Origin of the sequence: Peptostreptococcus equinus, assembly GCF_027125355.1 — a bacterium.
In the GTDB taxonomy this organism is placed as follows: Bacteria; Bacillota; Clostridia; order Peptostreptococcales; family Peptostreptococcaceae; genus Peptostreptococcus; species Peptostreptococcus equinus.
The window spans coordinates 1886110-1908774 of sequence record NZ_CP114052.1 but is presented as its reverse complement, the minus strand read 5'-3'; the positions used below and the strand labels follow the sequence as shown (position 1 = coordinate 1908774).

The 22665-nt window shown below is 33.7% G+C and carries 16 protein-coding genes; all 16 read left to right on the top strand.

The window, feature by feature from the left end:
* Positions 1–20 precede the first annotated feature (20 nt).
* The 16 genes from O0R46_RS09635 (at position 21) to rplE (ending at position 22654) form a co-directional block, all read left to right on the top strand.
* A complete protein-coding gene (locus O0R46_RS09635; protein WP_269311526.1) occupies positions 21–15176 on the top strand; it encodes an isopeptide-forming domain-containing fimbrial protein in 15156 nt (5051 codons plus the stop codon).
* A 128-nt stretch (positions 15177–15304) separates the two neighbouring features.
* Positions 15305–15772 (top strand): hypothetical protein, encoded by a 468-nt coding sequence (locus tag O0R46_RS09630; protein ID WP_269311525.1) that lies wholly within the window; start codon positions 15305–15307, stop codon positions 15770–15772.
* Between the two features lie 345 nt (positions 15773–16117).
* A complete protein-coding gene (gene rpsJ / locus O0R46_RS09625; RefSeq protein ID WP_269311524.1) occupies positions 16118–16429 on the top strand; it encodes a 30S ribosomal protein S10 in 312 nt (103 codons plus the stop codon).
* A gap of 76 nt (positions 16430–16505) precedes the next feature.
* On the top strand, positions 16506–17135 hold the full coding sequence (gene rplC, locus O0R46_RS09620; protein WP_269311523.1) for a 50S ribosomal protein L3: 630 nt from the start codon (positions 16506–16508) through the stop codon (positions 17133–17135).
* Between the two features lie 25 nt (positions 17136–17160).
* Complete coding sequence (rplD, locus tag O0R46_RS09615) at positions 17161–17784, top strand: 50S ribosomal protein L4 (protein ID WP_269311522.1); 624 nt, start codon at positions 17161–17163, stop codon at positions 17782–17784.
* Complete coding sequence (gene rplW, locus O0R46_RS09610; protein WP_269311521.1) at positions 17784–18074, top strand: 50S ribosomal protein L23; 291 nt, start codon at positions 17784–17786, stop codon at positions 18072–18074. The genes rplD and rplW overlap by 1 nt, the downstream gene beginning before the upstream one ends.
* 23 nt (positions 18075–18097) lie before the next feature.
* Positions 18098–18928 carry a 50S ribosomal protein L2 gene (rplB, locus tag O0R46_RS09605; RefSeq protein WP_269311520.1) on the top strand — a complete coding sequence of 277 codons (831 nt, stop codon included), beginning with the start codon at positions 18098–18100 and terminating at the stop codon, positions 18926–18928.
* A 33-nt stretch (positions 18929–18961) separates the two neighbouring features.
* Positions 18962–19243 (top strand): 30S ribosomal protein S19, encoded by a 282-nt coding sequence (rpsS, locus tag O0R46_RS09600; protein WP_269311519.1) that lies wholly within the window; start codon positions 18962–18964, stop codon positions 19241–19243.
* Positions 19244–19271: 28 nt separating this feature from the next.
* Positions 19272–19610 carry a 50S ribosomal protein L22 gene (gene rplV, locus O0R46_RS09595; protein WP_269311518.1) on the top strand — a complete coding sequence of 113 codons (339 nt, stop codon included), beginning with the start codon at positions 19272–19274 and terminating at the stop codon, positions 19608–19610.
* Between the two features lie 18 nt (positions 19611–19628).
* Positions 19629–20411 (top strand): 30S ribosomal protein S3, encoded by a 783-nt coding sequence (gene rpsC / locus O0R46_RS09590; RefSeq protein ID WP_269311517.1) that lies wholly within the window; start codon positions 19629–19631, stop codon positions 20409–20411.
* Positions 20412–20443: 32 nt separating this feature from the next.
* A complete protein-coding gene (rplP, locus tag O0R46_RS09585; protein ID WP_269311516.1) occupies positions 20444–20872 on the top strand; it encodes a 50S ribosomal protein L16 in 429 nt (142 codons plus the stop codon).
* A gap of 1 nt (position 20873) precedes the next feature.
* A complete protein-coding gene (gene rpmC / locus O0R46_RS09580) occupies positions 20874–21077 on the top strand; it encodes a 50S ribosomal protein L29 (RefSeq protein ID WP_269311515.1) in 204 nt (67 codons plus the stop codon).
* Positions 21078–21102: 25 nt separating this feature from the next.
* Positions 21103–21360 carry a 30S ribosomal protein S17 gene (gene rpsQ, locus O0R46_RS09575; RefSeq protein WP_269311514.1) on the top strand — a complete coding sequence of 86 codons (258 nt, stop codon included), beginning with the start codon at positions 21103–21105 and terminating at the stop codon, positions 21358–21360.
* 23 nt (positions 21361–21383) lie between these two features.
* Complete coding sequence (rplN, locus tag O0R46_RS09570) at positions 21384–21752, top strand: 50S ribosomal protein L14 (protein ID WP_269311513.1); 369 nt, start codon at positions 21384–21386, stop codon at positions 21750–21752.
* Between the two features lie 25 nt (positions 21753–21777).
* Positions 21778–22083 carry a 50S ribosomal protein L24 gene (gene rplX / locus O0R46_RS09565; protein WP_269312561.1) on the top strand — a complete coding sequence of 102 codons (306 nt, stop codon included), beginning with the start codon at positions 21778–21780 and terminating at the stop codon, positions 22081–22083.
* A 28-nt stretch (positions 22084–22111) separates the two neighbouring features.
* On the top strand, positions 22112–22654 hold the full coding sequence (rplE, locus tag O0R46_RS09560) for a 50S ribosomal protein L5 (protein WP_269311512.1): 543 nt from the start codon (positions 22112–22114) through the stop codon (positions 22652–22654).
* Positions 22655–22665: the final 11 nt, after the last annotated feature.

Genomic DNA, 22665 nt, shown 5'->3' with positions numbered 1-22665 from the left:
TAAAAAATGTCAAAAATACAATGTCGTTAACAGGTAGCCATGATCAACTATGCTTAAGGCCTTTGTCAGGAACGCTAGATTTTAAATGGCCTGATACAGCTAGTTATGTAGATGTTGTATTTGTACAGGATTTTTCTGGATCATTTGATGGTACTATTGCAGATGTTGGTAAGGCTGTAAATAATATAATAAGTGGTTTAGATATGGGAACAGATGCAGATGGAATTTCACCTAAAGATAGAGCGATGTTTACAACATTTCAAGGTTCGCAAGGTATGGCATATATTAATAGTTCTGGGGCAGTACTATATGAAGACTCAAACTATTCATATAAAATAGATAACTTACCTTATGAGAATAGTCCTTTAATAACAAGAAAAGATGCTGCAACTTCTTCTGTAACAAAATATTTTAATGATGTGTATACAGAGGGAGGAACTCCGACAATAGATGGCATGAGAAAAGCTCAAGATACATATCAAAGAGCAACGAATACAAATAATATTTATAATAATAAGTCGTATGTATTGCCAAATGGAGCGAAAAGACAGCGTGAAACTATTTATGTATTGGTTACAGATGGTGCTGCTAACACTGCAACTTGGACAAATATACCGGATAGTACTAAGAAATTATTCAACTTATATGATGCTCCTAACTCTCAATTTGAGCCAGGAAATATTAATAGTGCAGTATGGAATACTGCTAGGGAAACTGATGGATATAGCATAGAAGTTTCATCTAGAGATAATGCGTTAGCACGTAGAGGTAGTATATACTCCGGATATACATATTATCATGGAGGAGGTTATTATCAATATGGGGGATACACATATTATAATAAAGGACAAATTTACTACCCTGGTAGTAACGATAAAGCTTATTTATGGTCTGATGAGAGGCAATCTCCAGATGGAGATATTGTAGTTGGTGATAGGGTTGGTCGTACTGAAGACTATAAGGTTATGCTTGATGGTATGAAAATTATCTCAGATGAGTTAAAGTCTACAGGTGGCTTAGATAGAAGTAATGCTACAATGGTTACAGCTTTTTGGGAAAACTTAAATCCTACCTCTGGATTGATTTCTAATTATTACGGTTATTCTAGTGGTTGGTATAATATGAGGCCCAAAATTATGAATACTATGACTTCAATGGCCACTAAACCAGAGTATTTTGCAACATCATCAAATATAACAGATTTTGCAAATAAATTAATACAGACATTCAAAAATGCAAATAATAATAATATAGAAAGTGTTAAATTTAATTTTAATAGGGCTCTGATACCAGGGGCTGATTATAAGCTCATTAAGATTGGAGATAACCCAGACACAACCGGTATAGTTGAAACAGAGTATGAAATTAAACCTGGTATAAACACAAAAATAGAAGGCTCAGATCTTACTATTGATATGACTAATTTACTACCAGGTAATTATAGAATTGAATATACAGCGACAGAAGGCGAATTTATGCCTAATGCATATAATCCGCTGTCCAGTATAGACTTTACATTTAATAGTACAACTTCTTCTTTAAATACTAGTGGATTAGAGACCGAAGCTAATCCTAAGAAAGATTGTGATATAGATATAAAGAAATATGTAGCATCAACCGAAGAAGACTATAATAATGGTACTACCTATAAAGAGTTGGATAAGAGAAGACAGTCATTTTATTTTGACACAGTATATACTTTTACAGCAAAAGTTCAAGAAGTCAACAATACAATGGTTTTAAAGGATAATATTGATTCAAGGTTAGATATATTGGATGTAAGTTTAGTTGAGACACCAAATAATACACTTGTCGCAGAAATGAAAGGTGGAGATTCAGGTGATATAGCAAGTACTCCAGCTATTTCAGTAGATAAAACTACTAATACTGTACAATATAGCTTACCGCAAAACCCAAAGATAATAGATGGAAGAACTTATCCATTTGGAGGTTATGAAGGTAAGGAATATGTATTTAAAGTAAAGGCACAGATAAAATCTACTGTGACAGATGCTCAGATAGAAGAGATGATAAAAACTCCTGATTCTATTGATGGTAAATCTATAGGTATACCAAATACTTCACAAATAGAAACGGATGGCAACATTAAATATTCAAATAAGGCGCGTGTAGTTCCACCAGAACTTAAAATCCCAACTATACAGAAGTTTATTGCAAAAATACCTACAGATAATTCTACTCCTGATTGGAAGGGTGGGCTTGAGATATTAAACGACTCAAGTGAAAAATATAGACATAAAATTGAGCTTACCATGCCAACTGATACTACAGGTTATGAATCACTAGTTGTTAAAGACCCTTTGGATTCGTATTTGAATTATGATGCTAATTCTGTAAAAGCATATTATATAAAAAAAGATGGATCTAGAGTAGATATACCTGCGGAGAATTTAACTAAGAATACAGATGCTTCCAATGTAGTTAGCTACACTATAAAAGAAACTTCTACAACACCAAATCTATTCGAAGATATGGCAGAAGGAAAAGTATCGTTTGAATTTGATGTCCAAATAAAACCAGGTTCTAACTTAATAACGAAATATTCTAATGATAGACATAGATATGAAATTGACAATACATCAAGTTTTTCAATAAATGGACGTGATTTTATACCTTCAAATAAGGTTACAGCAGTAATACCAACACCAGAAATTAAATTAACAAAGTTTGGTAAATTAAGAGATCAAGATGGAAATAGACTTACATTGGCGAATGTAATATTTGAATTGAAAGACACTACAGGAGCAGAACCAGATAGAAAGTTAAATACTGAGGTGGATGGAACCATGAAAATTAGTGAGCTTACCCCTGGTAAAAACTACACACTAACAGAGTTAAGCACTCCAGAGGGGTATGTAGTAGATAAGACTCCATGGAATATTATTGTAAATAATGATAATAGTGTATCTATTACAGGAGGCCCAACAGATCCATTACTAGAAAATAAAATAGATAATGCTAAAAAAACGATCTCAGTTAATAATAATGGTCCAGTGTCTCCAATACCGGAAAAAATGTTGTTAGGGGAATTTGATTCTAATAAAGATTATAAAAAACCTACTATGAACTCTCCATATATTTTAAAGAAGAATGGTGAAAATGTAACCTACCAAATTAGAGTGCCTATAAAATCTGTAGAAGGATACACATCTATTAAAATCGAAGATAAATTTGATAAATATTTAAGTGTAGATATGAAAACAGCCAAGGCATATATACTACCAGATCCTGGATCAACTTCACAGGTTGAGGTAGATGGTACTTTTATAGTAGCAGAAGGCAATTTATTTACATGGGAAAAGACAGGAGGTTTCAAAGATTTAGAAAACAAGACTCTTGTAATTGAGGTTGAGGCTAAGATGTTGAATACTGTAGATAGAATATTCGCAGATACTTCAACTTCATATTATCCTCAAGGTAAAATACCGAATAAAGCTAAATTGACTCTAAATGAAGAACCATCAAAAGAAACAAATGAAACAGTTATTCAGCTTACAAAGGCTGAAGTAAGTCTTACAAAACTAATTAAAGGAACAGGCGCAGCTGATTCTACTGCAACTCCTCTTACTAGTGATTTAAGTGCTTCATTTACACTTTATAAATTAAGGGATCCGTCACAAGCAGAACCTAGTCCTATTCCTGATGAGACAAAAGATAAGAGTTTACACACATATACAATAACAGGAGACCAAACGCTAAAGATACCTTTATTAGATACGGGTACATATTATTTTATAGAGACCTCTACACCAAGAGGCTATACTCCTATAAAAGGACCAATTCCTAATGCTTTAATCAAGGTTCCTGATAATCAGGGAGGTGTAGTAGATGTTGGACAAGCACTAAAGCCAATAAATGAGAAGACTACAACTCCTACAATAACTAAAAAAGCTAGAATTAAAGCAGAGAGTGGACAAGCAGTAAATGCATATTCTAAAAATGATTTGCCTATAAGTATAGGTCAGACTTGGCAATATGCTATTGATACTCCTATGCCAGCACCACTTGATTCAAGTAAGACTTACACTATTACAGATAATATACCGAAAGCCTTTGATATCACTGGTGTGAGAGTGCAGGTCGGCGATGGTAGTACATTTACAGATAGCCCAGAACTTGATAAATTATTAAAACAGAATATTGATTATGCAAATCCTAATGATTTAAAATTAATAATTGAGGGCTCCAATATATCCAGTCTAGGAATAGAAGGTAAGGTGATCAGGATTGAAGTTGATGCGAAAGTAAAACATGGTGTGAACTTACTTGAATCTGGATATTTAAAGAATGGTGTAGTACCGAATACAGCTCATTTGGAATTTGGAGATGTTAAACTTCAATCGACTGTGAATGTAAAGCCTCAAATTTTAAGGAATTTTGTATTTACAAAAACGCTTGGTAAGGTAAAAGAACCAGGAGCAACATTTAAACTATATAAAAGAGGCTCTGACGGATCGATGTCAGTTGAACCTGCCAAAGACCCTTTCACTGGTCAAGCATATTCATCTACATCTAACGATTTAGGGGAGGTAACATTTAATAATGTTGTAGCTGGAGATTACATAATGGTAGAGAGTCCATTAATAGGAACATTCCCAATATATGAAAATATATGGGTAACAGTATCAGATACTGATATACCTAGTACTGATCCCGATGCTATAGTATTTAGAACTTTGTCAGGTGCTATTATTGAAGAAAATCAAGTCGTAAATAATGAGCCTGCAACAATCTCAGGTGTTAAAACTTGGGACGACGAAGATAATAGATATAATAATAGACCTGACTATATAGCAATTAATCTATACAGGTACTCAGTAGATGAAGGAGGGCCAGATTCAAAGAAGCTCATAGATACTAAAAGGGTGAGTAAGCCGTGGACATATGAATTTAAAGATACTATCGTAGATGGTAAAATGACGAATAAGTATCCTAAGTATGATAATAACGGTGATGAATATACTTATGTTGTAGAGGAAGAACCTGTTCCTGCTTATTCAAGAGTCACAGAAGGCGTTACTGGATATGATTTAAAAAATAAAATAGATCAAGTATCACTTAATATGATTAAAAAAGATACAAATGGAACACCTTTAAGCGGAAGAAAATTCGTTATTACAAACGCAAATGGTAATACTAGAGAGCATACGACTGATACAAATGGTATTTTATCAATTCCTGATCTTACTAAGGGTCAGAAATATGTGTTAAAAGAATTATTTACTCCAGACGATAAGTATTTAGAATTAAATAGTACATTTAGTATTGAAATAGATTTGCAAGGCAATATAAATATAGCTGGCTTGAAAAGAGTACCAGTGTCTGTTGATTTAGATAATAATCCTAGCACTAAGGATTATGCTTTTGAAGTTATAAATCATGAAAAAGTAACTCCGGTCAAAAAAGTCGGACCTGCTAATGGAACATTACCAGATTCGGAAAACTATAAACTCAACAATTTGAAGGACAAAGTTACTTATTCAATAACACAGGAAAAGATAAATTTACAAGGTATAACTGATATTGTTGTAAAAGATACAGTAGATCCCTCTATGGCGATTGTAAATGGAAGCGGTAAGGTAGTAGCTATTGATAATACGGGCGCTGAAGAAGATGTTACAAGTATATTCTCAAAAGATATATCTGATGTGGGTAAGACAATAACATTTACAACAGGTTCTAACTATCAAGACTTCACTAAGTTAAATGGTAAAAAATTAAGATTTACATTCAATGCTTATGTAGCAATGGATACAGATAAATTGATTGAACTGCATCCTGATTTAATTATACCAAATACAGGAACTATAACATTTAACAATGATTCTAAAACTACAACTAAAACCAATAATGTAAATATAGTGACAAAATTAGTTAATTTAGAATTTATGAAAAAGGTACAGGGGCTAAATGGTTCCGGAAATATAATTACTGAAAGACTACCTGAAGGAACTTCTGCATCGTTTGATCTATATAATATGGAAACAGATAAGAGATATGAAAGACCATATTCAACTGATATTGGTGGTAAAGTAAGTCTACCAAACTTTGATGTAGGTAAATTTATGCTTAGAGAGACAAAAGCACCTGAAGGATATAATAAGGTTGAGGATATATATTTTAATGTAGTCTACAATAGCGAAAAAGATAAATTAGAAGTACAAATGCTAGACGGAAAAGATGGTAAGGTGACTAAGACTATAGAATCTAATCCAGATACTGGTTTAATAACCCTAGATGATGTAGTAGATCCAATGCCAGACTTGCCTACAATAAATAAGATGGTAAGACCGGATGGTAAAGAATTAGTAGCAGAAGACCCAACTACACCTACTCCAGAAAATAAGTCCTACGATATGCCATATTGGAATTCAAAATTTGATTATATAATAGATATAAAGATTCCAGATGATACTAGTAAATTGACAAAACTAGAATTATATGATTTAATTCCTGATGGTTTGATAATGTATGATATTACTAAAGTAAAAAGAAAAATTGGTACTGGTGAAGGCAGCAACTTTACTACAGGTGAGGAACCTACAGGGCTCAACTTTACTTACAACTCTGGTATAAACAAAGATGGAATATATGATCTTAGCCTAGATACTAGTGATAAATACACAATAAATCAATTAGCTGGTAAAACAATAAGAGTAACTATTCCGGTTATGATAGACCAATCATTGAAATATATAACAGAATTATTAGTAGAAAATGGTAAACTAGTTAATACTGCTAGTTTAAAAGTAAATGATAAATATAAATTAGAAAGTGTAGCGACAGCAACACCGCCTAAACAATATGGAGCTGAATTTATAAAAATGTCTCCAGATGAACATAAGCTAAGAGAGGCAACTTTCAAACTAGAGCAACATACTAATGCAGACGGTGTACCAGATGGGCCACCTATACCAGATGGTTATAGAACGGATTATATATCTAGAGACAATGGTACTTTCATAATGGATAAGAGTCTGCTAGGTGGTAAGTATTTTCTAACAGAACATTTCCTTCCGACTAGTTGGATTGATGGAAATGGAGTAACTCATTGGGCAACTTTTACGGCAGATTCATATGGATATACAATTGAATTTTTAACAGAGCAGAAAAAAGATGCACAAGGAAAGCCTATGACTGATCCACAAGGAAAGCCAATAATGATAGATGTTGTGAAGTTATATGAGAGAACAGTGGTTGAGGGTCCTGATGGTAGCAAAAAATATGGAGAAGAAAAATTGATAGGAACATATGATGGTACTGTTGAGAATCCAGTTAAATTACTAAATCTCCAAACACTTATTGTACCTGTTGTAAAAAGATGGGATGACAATAGCAATATTAATCAAACAAGACCTAAAAAAATAAATTTCTTGTTACAACGTTCAATTATAAATGGAGAGAAGGATGATATAGATCCAACGACAGGACAATTAAGTCCAAAACCAGGAGATGCGCCAGATACTTTGGATGTAGCATTTAATGACTTTGCAAAAAATCATGATGTTTACAATAAGACAGTAGATGTTTCTAGTGGAAATTTACAGGAGATAATATTTAATTCCGATACCTATTTAACATTTGGTAGCACAAATAACTTCAATATTCTTAGGACATCTGCTGATGGCAAAACATATTCATATTTTGTACAAGAAATTGGAACAAATGGTTATAAGGCAAGTTATTCCGTAGAACCACTAGCCAATAACAATCCAAAAAGTATTGATGAATCAGTTACTAGTGTAATTAATGTAACAAATACATTAAAAACTACTGACTTAAAGATTAATAAGGTAGACAATTCAGAATCAGAGCAACCTGTAGGAGGAGCTACATTTAATTTATCTTATGAATCTAATGGATCTACAGTTGTAAAGACACTTCAGACAGAAACAAATGGACAGCTAGACTTGAGTCCAGCTATATACCCAAATAAAGTATATAAATTAAAAGAAATAGAAGCACCAACAGGATATTTGAAAAATCCTACTGAGTATACAATTGTTACAGATACAAATAATATACCTACAGTATATTCTAAGTATGTAGGGCCTGGAGATGCAGGAAATGTAGTTGCACCAGAATTTAAGTCTACTGTAGACACAGCAGTAGATCCTAATGTGACTAAATATACTTTAAAAGTAGTAGACAATAAAACAACTACGCCAATACCTGAAAAGAAGGTTAATGGACAAACTTCATATACATTAGAATCATTAAGTAAAGATTTTGAATACAGTGTGGAAATACCAGTTACATCCATAGAGGGATATAAGTCATTTGTAATTGAAGATACAGTAAATGATTTATTGGATATAGTATCAGGAACAGCAAAAATAACAGCTGATGGAAATGATATATCTACGAAGGGAACTATCGATATAGCAAATAAGACAATCAAATTTACTATGACAGATAACTTTGCTGATATACAAAATAAGAAGGTCAAGTTAACATTTAGAGCTAAGGTTGCTGATGGAGTGACATTAGATCAATTGAAACAATATGTTTCTCAACCCGAGAATAATGCGGGAATAGCGAATACAGCTAAATTGACTGTAAATGACAAGTCAGCTAATTCTAATGAAGTTTATGTAGTACCTGATAATCCAGGAGCACCTCCTGAGGTTACAAAGACAGTAAACGGAGTAAGAGATTTAGATTTAAAGACAAATGATCAGGTATTCAATTATAGGGTAGAAGCTAAAGTTCCTACAAATGTCTTAGGATATGGAAATCTATCACTAACTGATACACTTTCTAAGGTGCTTGAAGTTAGCGGTGGTATAAAATTAAGTGTGGTAGACACAAATGGCGTAATTACTCCTCTAACAGAAAGTAAGGATTATATCCTCACAAATACTGCTAATTATGATCCAAAGGCAACATCTGATGGTATAATAACGGCTAAATTTGTAGATGAGTATGATTATACTAAATTAGCAGGCAAGACAATAGTGATGGAATTTTCATCAAGAATGAAGTCTGGCCTTACACAGGAACAATTAACTACATATGAGACAGGAGCATTATTCTTCAAAAAGATTGAAATACCTAATACAGCAAATATATTATTGAATAACCAACCTGGAACTGAATCTAAGGCTACAGTTACACCGCCAATAGATCCACAAATTGAAAAGGGTGCATTAGATGAATCAGGTAATTTGCAAGCAGAAAGCATCAAGCTTCAAAAGGAGCAATTAGAACGAGCAACTGATGCAGCTGCACTCAAGCCAATTACATTTGAAATAGATGCTTATGTACCAGTAAATACAAGTGGTTACAATAAGTTTGTAATATCTGACCAATTAAAGGAAATATTAAAATATAAGAGCGCAACTGTAAGTGTAGAAGGTATTGGTGATACTAGTGATATTGCAATAGCAGAATCTAATGGATTTGTAACAGCTACAATCACAGGTCAAACAAATATAAGTAAATATGCAGGTAAAAAGATAAGTTTTGTAATAAATACTGAAATAGATACTACAAAGAATATTTCTGAATATGTAATAGAAGACAAGTTGAATAATACAGCGACAATAGAAGTGAATGATGCATCTAAGGTCATGAATGATGTGAACTTAATAGTTCCAAAGGGATCACTAGAAATCACTAAAACTTTAGATGGGGCGAGTCAATGGCCACAAGGTCAAAAAGCTGTATTTAAGCTTGAAAAGTACATAGGTGGAAAATTAGTGACAGTAAATAATAATATAGAAATAACAAGCTTAAATCCTGTAACTATAAATGGTTTAGTATTAGGTAATTACAAATTAACAGAAGTATCGGCACCAGCAGGATACGAAGTAGGCAGCCCAAGAGATATATTAATAGATCCTAACGTTACAGCTACTCAAAAAATAAGTATTAATGATACTAAGACACCAGTACAGAAAAAGAAAGTGGATAAATCTTTCTTTGAAGATTACAGCAAGGAAAGAACATTTACTATCACAACTCCAGTAAATTCTGTTGACGGAATAAACAATCTATTAATAGAAGATACATTGGATGATTACTTCAAATTGGTTGATGGTTCATTGAAGACTGAGATAGTTAAAGCAGAGAGTACTACTACAGATCCATCAATTACAGCTACAAATTCAGGACAAAAGATTAGTTTGAATATTAATACGCCAGAAGAATTAGCGAAGGTAAAAGATAGTAAAATAGTAATTACTTACAAGGTATCACTAAAGGATGCAAGTGGTGGAGTATTTATTTACGATAACCTACCAGAAGAATACAAGAAGACTGGTATACCAAATGTATCAACTGTAAGTGTAAATAATAGGCCTAGCTTAAGTACGCAGCCAGTTAAGGTAAGTGTTCCAGTAGGAAATGTAAGTCTTACAAAGACTGCAGATGGAGAGGCTTTACCAGAAGGAACGAGCGCAACATTTGCCCTTTATAAGAAGGCTTCAGTAAGTACACAATCAGATAAATTCCTTAGAACATATTCAACATCTAAGGAAAATGGAATTGACAAGATTTATGTAAATAATCTTGGGCCAGGACAATACTATTTCAAGGAAACATCAGCACCAGCAGGATATGTACTAAATGATACAAATAAAAACTTTGAAATACTTGTAAATGAAGCGGGAGCGACATCTACTGTAGCAGATGAAGGATTTGCAGGATTTACTATTAATAATACTAAATCTCACATACCAGCTCCAATCAAGACAGTAAATGATAAGCAGCACTTAGATCTTAATTCGGTTCAAGATACTTTCCATTACAAGGTTGAAGTTCCCGTTACTAAGGTTGATGGTTGGACAGAGTTTACGCTTACTGACCCAATAGATTCACAATTAACTATAGACATAAATACAGTCAAAGTGAACATACAATCACCAGACGGAACTACAACTGAGATAAGTCCAGATAGTATCGGAGCAGATGGACAATTTACAACAGAAAATAACTTGATCACATTCAAGTATACAAACTTAGACAAGATAAAAGCTCTAGTAGGTAAAACAGTAATACTTACATTTGATGCCAAGATTACAAACATTACCGAATTTATTGAGGCTCATCCAGATTCTATAGTAGGAAATACAGCTAACTTGAATGTAGGAAATGGTGGAACATCTTCAAATAGAGTAACAGTAACTCCTCCAGGAGAAACACCAACACCTATTAAGACAGTAAATGGTAAAAATAGCCTAACACTTGGAAAGAAAGACCAGTTATTCTTCTACGATATTAGGGCACACATACCTACTAATGTTACTGGATACCAGAGTTTAACACTATCAGACACATTAAAGAGTGTACTTGAAACGGCACCAGAAAAAGTAACAGTATATGTGAATGATGTAGTAAATGAAGATTTAAAGGATAAATTCTTATCTGTAAATGGAAATGATATAGTATTTAAGATAGACAATGCTACTCAAGATCCTGACTTTGATTTTAAGACATTGGCAGGAAAAACTTTAAGAATAGGGATAGAATCCAATATAAAATCTTCTGCAACTGAAGAGGATCTTGCTAAATTCAAGACAATTCAAGGTGATGTAGAGATAACAAATGAATCTAAATTGACTATTAACAATGATTCTAAGACTTCAAATACTGTTAGGGTAACACCACCAGGTAATGAGCCAACAGTAGAAAAGACTGTAGAAACTGGTCCAACAGATACTACAAAGGAAAACTTGTTGATAAATTCAAAGAATACTCCATTTACATATAAGGTAAATGTAGAATTACCTTCGAATGTTGAGGGATATAAGTCAATTAGATTAGAGGATACTTTACAGGATGTTCTTGAAGCATCAAGCACACAGGTGTTAGTAGATAATGCCATCGATAAAACTCTTACAGGATTAGTTAAGAAAGATATAGCAAATCCTAATATGATTTCATTAGATGTACCTATGGATTCAAATTCAACATTTAAGTCATATGCAGGGAAGACAATTACATTAGTAATAAATGCAAAAATTAAGGATACAGTAAATATTAATCAAATAGCATACAAATATGCTAGTAGTGCTATACCAAATAATGCTACATTGATATTTAACGGAAATCCTAAGGTATCAAATGAAGTAAAGGTAACACCACCTAGTGATACGCCAACTCCAATAAAGGACGTTAATGGACAACAGGCAATTGCTTTATCAAATAGAGATGAAGAATTTGTTTACAACATACGTTATACCGTTCCAACAAATGTGACTGGATTTAATAACCTTACAATGACTGATGAACTTCAAAAAGTTTTAGAAATTGCCAAGAATAGTGATTCAAGCAATAAAATACAGGTTTATGTAGATGAAGAATTAGATACTGACTTAACAAATAAGGTTGATGTAAGTAGAGATTCAGTAACACAAGCTCAAAAAGTTACTTTAGCTATAGAAAATGGAATTATGACTTCTCCATTTGAAAATTTAGCTGGAAAAACAATAAGAGTGGAAATGAAAGCAAATATTAAAAAGGATGCTGATTTAAGCACATATGTAAATAATTCAATTCCTAACCAGGCAACTTTATCATTAAATGGTAATCCTAAGACTACTAGTGAGGTCAAGGTAACTCCTCCTCTAGGAGATATACCAACACTTGATAAAACAGTAAATGATGCGAATGAATACAAACTTACTACATTAAATCAAGAACATACATATAAGATTAAGTCAAAGATACCAACACATGTTACTGGTTACCAAAAGATAGTAATAAACGATAGTCTAGAGGATGTATTAGAAGCAACTGGAGTTAATATAACAGCAGGAGGAACTGACATTACTGGAACAATAGGTGAGTATGGTTCTCTAGATAAGACAAAAGGAGTAAAACTTACATTAGATAAGAACTTTACAGCACTTGCTGGCAAAGAGCTGGTTGTTACTATAAACGCTAGAGTTAAGGATGGTCTAAAATCAGAACAAATTAACCCATACCTAAATGCTGGTTCTATACCAAATAAGGCAACATTAACATTTAACGATAATCGAACAATTGAAGATACAGTTAAAGTTATACCGCCAAGTGAAAAAACTAGTCTTGATAAAAAGGTAAATAATCAAGATGCAATAAGTATTTCAGATATGAATGATCCATTAAATTATACAATGGATATAAAAGTACCACAAAATACGAACGACATCACAAAGATTAGTTTATCAGATACATTTATCAATATATTTAAGTTAGGAACAGCAAGCGTTCAAGTAACAAAAGATGGAGTGTTAGATCAGAAGTTAACTGATGAAGCTAAGGCAGGACTTTCTACAAATGGTCAAACAGTGGCTCTAAATATAGTAGGAGCAACGCAAGCCAACAAATATGCAGGAAGAGTAATAAAGGTAACAGTACCAGCTACAATAGACAGTACTAAGACCCTAGCGAATTACTTAGAATCAGGAGTATTACCAAATACAGCTAAGTTATCTTATACAAATGATCCAACAAAGGATATAGAAGATACTGCAAAGGTAACACCTCCACCAGGAGACAAGCCTTCAATAGAAAAGAAGGTAGAAGGTCAAGATGAATATGTACTTACTAACTTAAATGATGTACACACTTATACTGTTACATCAAAGGTACCGGCAAATGTTGTAGGCTATAAGAAATTAACACTAAGTGATAATTTAGTAAGCATATTAGAAACAGCTGAAAAACCTACACTATCTGTAGGAGGACAAGTTGTAGATGAAGCTGACTATGGAACATTGACAAATGAAAGTGGTAAAGTAGAATTAATAATAACTAAGAATTTTGACAAGTTGGCCGGTAAAGATTTAGTACTTACAATCAAAGCTAGAGTAAAGGCAGATACTGATAAGGCAAAATTGGATAGCTATAGAAAGAATGGTGGAATACCAAACGTAGCTAGTTTAGTATTTAATGATAAGGCAGCTGGTGAAGATGATGTTAAAGTAATATTACCAGGAGAAGTACCTCCACCTCCAACACCAGAAGATCCAACTCCAGTAAAAGATGTAAATGGTAAAACTAGTATTCCTTTGTATAGTTTAGATCAAGAATTTACATACAATATTAATACAATAGTACCAATTGACATCAGTGAAGTTGATAAAACTACATCATCTGATACAAATACGTCAACTGGAGAAATTAAAACAGAAGGAACAAACCCAGCAGATTCTTTAAAGAGAAATCTTATATCTGGAGGAGAAACACCAAAAGGAGCAGAATCTGGGAAAGTTATATCTGGAGGAGAAACACCAAAAGAAGCAGAATCTGGGAAAGTTATATCTGGAGAAGAAACACCAAAAGAAACTGCAACTAAAGAAGTTACATCCGAAGGAGAAGCATCTAAAGAAATTACGACTGGAGAAGCTCCAACTGAAGAAAGAGTACCAGCAGAAACTGCAACTGGAGAGGTTTTATCTAAAGGGGCGACAATTACTGGAACATCAACAGAAGAAGTTCAACCTAAAGTAATTCGACAAGTAGAAAGACCAATAGGAGAATCTATGGCTAAAAGTATAGCAAGCGAAGATGCAGCACAGGAAGAAACTTCAAAGAAAGTTAATTTCACTCAAAAGTATACTAAGTATGTATTAACAGATGATTTAGAAGATATATTAACAACTTCAAAGGACATGATATCTGTAAAAGTAAACAATAGAGTAGATGATAGCTTAAAAGAAAATATTACAGTTGAGGCAGGAAATATTGTTAAGCTTGACATACCTGTGGAAAAGATTGATTCATATAAGGGAAAAAATATTACTTTAGTAATAAATGCAAAAGTTAAAGATGGTGCAACTGAGGAAGAATTAGCACCATATATGAAACTTGGATCAATACCAAATACAGCTAGCTTGGCTCTTACTGATAAATCGTCAGAGGATAAAATGTCTAATACAGTAACAGTTAATCCAAACATTCCAAGCACACCAGAGAAACCTAAAGAAGAAACACCAAAAACTCCAGGTGTTGGAACAGCTATTGAAAATCATAGAAATGTAACAAATACAACGAATACAAGTACTTCAAATACTTCAAACAATAGTTCGTCGCCAAATAAGAGACTAGTATCAACAGGAGATGGCAGAAGTCCTTATTTCTATGGAGGTATCGCAGCATTAATAGGATTAGCATTAATAGCTTATGGTATAAAAACTAGAAAAGAGGAAAAAGAAATAAAGAAGTAAAGTATAGTTGTAAACCTTAAAATAAAAATGCCAGTGGACAATAGTCTGCTGGTATTTTTTATATAACTAGAATATAAATCTTTATAATGATATAATATAATAAATATTTTAGATATGGGGAAAAGTTAATGACTCAAGAAAAGAAGAATTTATGGCAGAGAATGCCTAAAAAAGAAAAGATATTTATGGTGGTTGCCATATTGATTATGTTGTCAAACTTATTTTATTATGAATTTTATAAGGGGAATGCGAGAAATGTTACTTATAAAGCATATTCAAAAATATATACAAAAGAGGATGTTACACATGCTGTAGAACTTGTTAGAGCAGATTTTAAAGATAACTATAATGGCTGCAAGATGGAAAAAGTAGAATATAATGATAATAATATGAAAAAATTTGAAAACAAGATAAAAAATCAGGATAAATACAAAGATAAAGAAATCATAATATTAAATGTAGATTTTAGGGCTAGGAATATGCAAGCAATATTAAAGGATAAGCTAAAAGCAAATCAAAAGGTTAAAAATGCTTATTGGATATTAGCTAGAGAAAATAAAAATGCTCCTTGGAAAATTATAGAAAAAGAATATTAATATAAAAGAAAAATTTCTTGACCGAGACAAAAAAATTATATATACTAGTAAAAGTATTAAGAGTAAGTTTATATTTTATGAAAAAAATCATAAACCTTTTTGTCAATTTTAAACAAAAATATAGCTGATTATAAATATAAAAAAGATTGAAAAAACAATAAAAAACTTATAAAAAAGCTTGCATTATGCAGGCTTTTTTGTTAAAATAATCTAGTACGCTCATGAAGATGAGCAAGTTTTGGGTGGATAAATCAAAATTCAGATAAGAAAGTTACGAAACACCCGGAACAGTTTATCGGAGTTTTGTTATCTAGTCAGTTAAATATAACAGAAGGAGGGACTAAAATGGCTAAGAATGAAAAAATAAGAATAAGATTGAAATCATACGATCATAAATTGTTAGATTACTCAGCTAGCAGAATCGTAGAAACAGCTAAGAAAGCTGGTTCTCAGGTATCTGGTCCAATACCACTTCCAACAGAGAAGCAGGTTGTGACTATACTTAGAGCTGTACATAAGTACAAAGACTCTAGAGAACAGTTCGAAATTAGAACTCACAAGAGACTAATTGACATAGCTAATCCAACACCAAAGACAGTTGACTCATTAATGAAGCTTGACTTACCAGCTGGTGTAGATATAGAAATTAAATTATAAGCCGCCTAAGATAGAAATATCTTAGAATGATTGCTCAAAATTGAGTAATCCGCTGTAAGAACAATAGGAGGTAAAAATGAAAGGCATTTTAGGAAAGAAAATAGGAATGACTCAGGTATTTACTGAAGAAGGTTCAGTTATACCGGTAACAGTTGTTGAAGCTGGACCAATATCAATCACTCAGATTAAGACAATCGAAAATGATGGATATGAAGCAATCCAGATAGGTTTTGTAGATGCTAAAGAAAAAGCATTAAACAAGCCACAGAAAGGACATTTAGCTAAGGCTGGTGTACTTAAGAGAAAGTTAAAGGAATTCAGAGTAGATACAGTAGAAGGATATGAAGTTGGACAGGAATTAAAGGCTGACATATTTGCTGCTGGTGACAAGATAGATGTAACTGGTATATCTAAAGGTAAGGGATTCCAGGGACCAATAAAGAGACATGGACAGAGTAGAGGTCCTGAAACTCACGGTTCTAGATACCACAGAAGACCAGGTTCAATGGGTGCTTGTTCTTATCCAGGTAGAGTATTCAAGAACAAGAAACTTGCAGGACACATGGGTAGCGTAAAGATTACTATACAGAACCTTGAAGTAGTTAAGGTTGATGCAGATAAGAATCTTTTATTAATAAAGGGTGCTATTCCAGGTGCTAAGGGATCAATAGTAACTGTAAAATCAGCTATTAAGGGTTCTAACTAATCACTAGAGGAAAGGAGGATTAACAATGCCAAAGATTAATGTATTAAACGTATCAGGCCAGAATGTTGGTGAAATAGAATTAAACGATTCAATTTTTAATATAGAAGTTAACGAACATGTACTTTACGAAGCTGTAAAGTGTCAGTTAGCTAATAAGAGACAAGGTACTCAGTCTGCTAAGACAAGAGCAGAAGTTAGAGGTGGTGGTAGAAAGCCATGGAGACAAAAGGGTACTGGTAGAGCAAGACAAGGTTCAATCAGATCTGTACAGTGGGTAGGCGGTGGAGTTGCATTCGCACCAAAGCCAAGAGATTACTCTTATTCACTACCAAAGAAAGTTAGAAGACTTGCAATGAAGTCTGCTTTAACTTCAAAGGTACAGGATAACGAAATGATAGTTTTAGATGCACTAGCAATAGATGCACCAAAGACTAAGGAAATAACAAATTTATTCAAGAATGTAAATGCAGCTAAGAAGACTCTAGTAGTTACAGCTGACAACGATGTAAACGTAGTAAAATCAGTAAGAAACATAGAAGGTGCTAATGTTTGTCACGTAAGCACACTAAATGTTTATGACATACTAAACTGCGATTCATTTATAATAACTAAAGACGCTGTTAAGAAAGTGGAGGAGGTGTACGCGTAATGACAAATCCACACGATATAATCGTAAAACCAATCGTTACTGAACAGTCAATGGCTGAAATGGGTAACAAGAAATACACTTTTGTTGTTGCAAAAGATGCTAACAAAACTGAAATAAAGAAAGCAATAGAAAAGATCTTTGAAGTTAAGGTTGAAATGGTTAATACATTAAACTATGACGGAAAAGTAAAGAGAATGGGAAGAACATCAGGAAAGACTGCAAGCTTCAAGAAAGCTGTTGTTAAGCTTACTGCTGATAGTAAGGATATAGAATTCTTCGCAGGAATGTAATTCAAATTAAGGAGGAATAAATAATGGCTATTAAAAAGTTTAAACCAACTTCTCCTGCCTTAAGACAGATGACAGTTTTAAGATCTGACGAAATAACATGCAACCAGCCAGAAAAATCACTTCTTGTAAGCCTAAAGAAGAATGCTGGTAGAAATGTTCACGGTAAGATAACTGTACGTCATAAAGGTGGCGGAAACAAGAGAAAATATAGATTAATAGATTTCAAGAGAAATAAAGATGGAATACCTGCAAAGGTAGCAACTATCGAATACGATCCAAACAGAACTGCAAATATAGCACTTTTACACTATGCAGATGGTGAAAAGAGATATATATTAGCACCAAACGGACTAAAAGTAGGTACTACAGTATTATCAGGTAAGGGAGCAGACATCAAGCCAGGTAACTGCTTAGAACTACAGGATATGCCAGTAGGTACACTAGTACATAACATAGAGCTAAAGGCTGGTAAGGGTGGACAGTTGGTTAGAACTGCTGGAGCATCTGCACAGTTAATGGCAAAGGAAAATGGAAAAGCACTTCTTAGATTACCATCAGGTGAGATGAGATATGTAAACATCAACTGTAAAGCAACAGTTGGACAAGTTGGAAATATCGAATACGGAAACGTAGTAATCGGTAAAGCTGGTAGAAAGAGACATATGGGTATAAGACCTACAGTTAGAGGTTCTGTAATGAACCCTAATGACCATCCACACGGTGGTGGTGAAGGTAGAGCTCCTATAGGTAGACCATCACCAGTTACTCCATGGGGTAAACCAGCTCTTGGATACAAGACTAGAAAGAAAAACAAAGCTTCTAATAAGCAGATAGTATCTAGAAGAACTAAGTAATAGATTTAATTTACTCAGGAAGGAGGATCATTAATGTCAAGATCAACAAAAAAAGGACCTTTTGTCCATGCAGGATTATTGAAAAAGGTTGAAGCAATGAACGAAAGTGGAAAGAAAGAAGTAATCAAGACTTGGTCAAGAACTTCTACAATTTTCCCTCAGTTTGTGGAACACACAATAGCTGTTCATGACGGAAGAAGACATATACCAGTATATATCACAGAAGATATGGTTGGACATAAATTAGGAGAATTCGTTCCTACAAGAACTTTTAAGGGACACAAGGATGACGAAAAATCTTCAAAGAGAAAATAACTAATTGAAGGTGAAAGGAGGATTATCAATGGAAGCAAAGGCTACAGCTAAATACGTTCGTGTATCATCTAGAAAAGCTGGACAGATATGCGACTTAGTTAGAGGAAAAGACGTTAAAGAAGCATTAGCAATATTAAAGTTTACACCTAGATACGCATCTGAAATAGTTGCTAAGGTTGTAAAGTCAGCTGCTGCAAATGCTGAAAATAACCACGAAATGGACGCAGATAAATTATACATATCACATATAGTTGCAAACCAGGGACCTACAATGAAGAGATTCATGCCTAGAGCACAGGGTAGAGCAACAGCTATCAGAAAGAGAACATCTCATATCGAGGTTGTTGTCAAAGAAAGAGAAAATTAATAAGAAGGAGGGACACAAATGGGTCAGAAGGTAAATCCACACGGCTTTAGAGTTGGTGTAATTAAAGATTGGGACTCAAGATGGTTCGCTAGTAATAGTAAAGAGTTTGGCGAGTTCTTAAAAGAAGACAATGTACTTAGAAAGTATTTAAAGAAAGAACTATACTCAGCTGGTTTAGCAAAGACTGAAATAGAAAGATCAGCTAATAAGATAAAAATGGACTTACATGTTGCAAAGCCAGGAGTTGTAATAGGTAAGGGAGGAGCTGGAATAGAAGCTCTTAAGAAGACTTTAGAAAAAATGACTAACAAGACAGTTATAATCAATATAATTGAAGTTAGAAACATAGACAGAGATGCTCAGCTAGTTGCTGAAAACATAGCTCAGGCAATCGAAAGAAGAATTGCATTTAGAAGAGCGATGAAGCAGTCAGTTGGTAGAACTATGAAATCAGGAGCTAAGGGAATCAAGGTTAGCGCATCTGGTAGATTAGGTGGAGCTGAAATGGCTAGAACTGAAGGATATAGTGAAGGAAATGTGCCACTACATACTTTAAGATCTGACATAGATTACGGATTTGCAGAAGCTAACACTACTTACGGAAAAATAGGTATCAAGGTTTGGATCTGTAACGGTGAAATTCTTCCAGGCAGAAATATTTCTACTGAAAGAGAAGAAAAGAGAGCCGAAAGAAGAAACGACAGAAGAGACAATAAGAGAAACGACAGAAGAGGAAACAGAAATAACGATAGAAAAGGTAACAATAGAGGACCTAGAGCTCCTAAAAAAGAAGCAAAGTAGGGACTAAATAGTTCGGAAGGAGGAAATAACTCATGTTAATGCCAAAGAGAGTAAAGCGTCGTAGAGTACATAGAGGAAGCTTAGCTGGTAAGGCCAATAAAGGTAACAAAGTAACATATGGAGAATATGGACTAGTTGCACTAGAACCATCATGGATTACAGCTAACCAGATAGAAGCTGCCAGAATAGCTATGACTAGATATATAAAAAGAGGTGGTCAGGTTTGGATTAAAATCTTCCCACATAAGCCAATAACAAGAAAGCCTGCAGAAACTCGTATGGGTGCTGGTAAGGGTTCTCCAGAATATTGGGTAGCAATAGTAAAACCAGGTAGAGTGATGTTTGAACTAGCTGGTGTTCCAGAAGCAAAGGCAAGAGAAGCAATGAGACTTGCTGCACACAAATTACCAATTAAGTGTAAATTTGTTAAGAAAGAAGATTTAGAGAAGGTAGGTGAATAGGATGAAAGCTAAAGAATTAAGAAATTTATCAACTGAAGAACTACTAACAAAATTAGACGAATTCAAAAGTGAGTTATTTAGCTTAAGATTCCAATTAGCTACTGGTCAGTTACAGAATACAGCTAGAATTAAAACTGTAAGAAGAGACATAGCAAAGGTTAAGACTGTTCTTACTGAAAGAAAGTTAAACGAAGCTAGAGCTTAATATTGGAAAAGGAGGCTTATAAAACATGGAAGAAAGAAATAGAAGAAAAGTTAGAGTTGGCCGTGTTGTAAGTGATAAAATGGACAAGACTGTAGTAGTTGCGTGCGAAGATTTCGTAAAGCATCCATTATACAACAAACGTGTAAAAAGAACTAAGAAGTACAAAGCTCATGATGAAATGAACATGTGTAACATTGGAGATAGAGTAAGAATAATGGAAACTAGACCTTTATCAAAAGATAAGAGATTTAGAATCGTTGAAATAATTGAAAAGGTAAAATAGTTCACAGAGAAGGAGGAATTGCGATGATACAGCAGGAATCACGTTTAAAAGTAGCTGATAATTCAGGTGCTAGAGAAATATTATGCATACGTGTTCTAGGCGGAAGTAAGAGAAAGTACGCCAATGTAGGTGACGTAATAGTTGCAACAGTAAAAAGCGCAACACCAGGCGGAGTTGTAAAAAAAGGTAAAGTAGTAAAAGCTGTTGTAGTTAGAAGCAAGCAGGGTATGAGACGTAATGATGGTAGCTACATTTCATTTGATGAAAATGCTGCAGTTATAATAAAGGATGATAAAACACCAGTAGGTACTCGTATATTTGGACCTGTTGCGAGAGAGTTAAGAGACAACGACTTCATGAAGATAGTATCTCTAGCTCCAGAAGTACTATAATTAGAGGAGGTGCAATAGATCAATGATGCGTGTAAAGAAAGGCGATACTGTAGTAGTAATATCTGGTAAAGATAAAGGTAAAAAAGGTTTAGTACTTAACGTTGATGTTAAGAATGACAAGGTTCTAGTTGAAGGAATCAATGTTGTAACTAAGCACAATAAGCCATCTGCTACAAACCCACAAGGTGGAATAACAACTAAGGAAGCACCTATTCATATATCAAATGTAATGCCATTTGATGCTGAATCTGAAAAGGGTGTAAGAGTTAGATATGAAATTAAAGATGGAAAGAAAGTAAGAGTATCTGCAAAGAGCGGAAAAGAATTATAAGCAAAAAGATACGAAAGGAGGGAACACAATGGCTTCTAGATTAGAAGAAAGATATAAGAAGGAAATTGCTCCAGCAATGATGGAGAAATTTGGATATAAGAATATAATGGAAATACCAAAACTTGATAAGATAGTAATCAATATGGGTGCTGGAGATTCTAAGGATAATGCTAAGGCTTTAGAAAAGGCTATAGAAGAATTAGAAATAATATCAGGACAGAAACCAGTTACTACTAGAGCAAGAAAGTCAGTTGCCAACTTCAAGTTAAGAGAAGGTATGCCAATCGGTGCTAAGGTTACTTTAAGAGGTGACAAAATGTATTACTTCTTAGATAAGTTAGTATCAGTATCTCTACCAAGAGTTAGAGACTTTAGAGGTGTAAACCCTAATGCATTTGATGGAAGAGGAAACTACACACTAGGAATTAAAGAACAGTTAATATTCCCAGAAATAGTATATGATAAAGTAGAAAAGGTAAGAGGTATGGACATCGTCTTCGTAACAAGCGCTAAGACAGATGAAGAAGCTCGTGAACTAATAAAATTATTAGGAATGCCGTTTTCTAAGTAGGAATAGGAGGA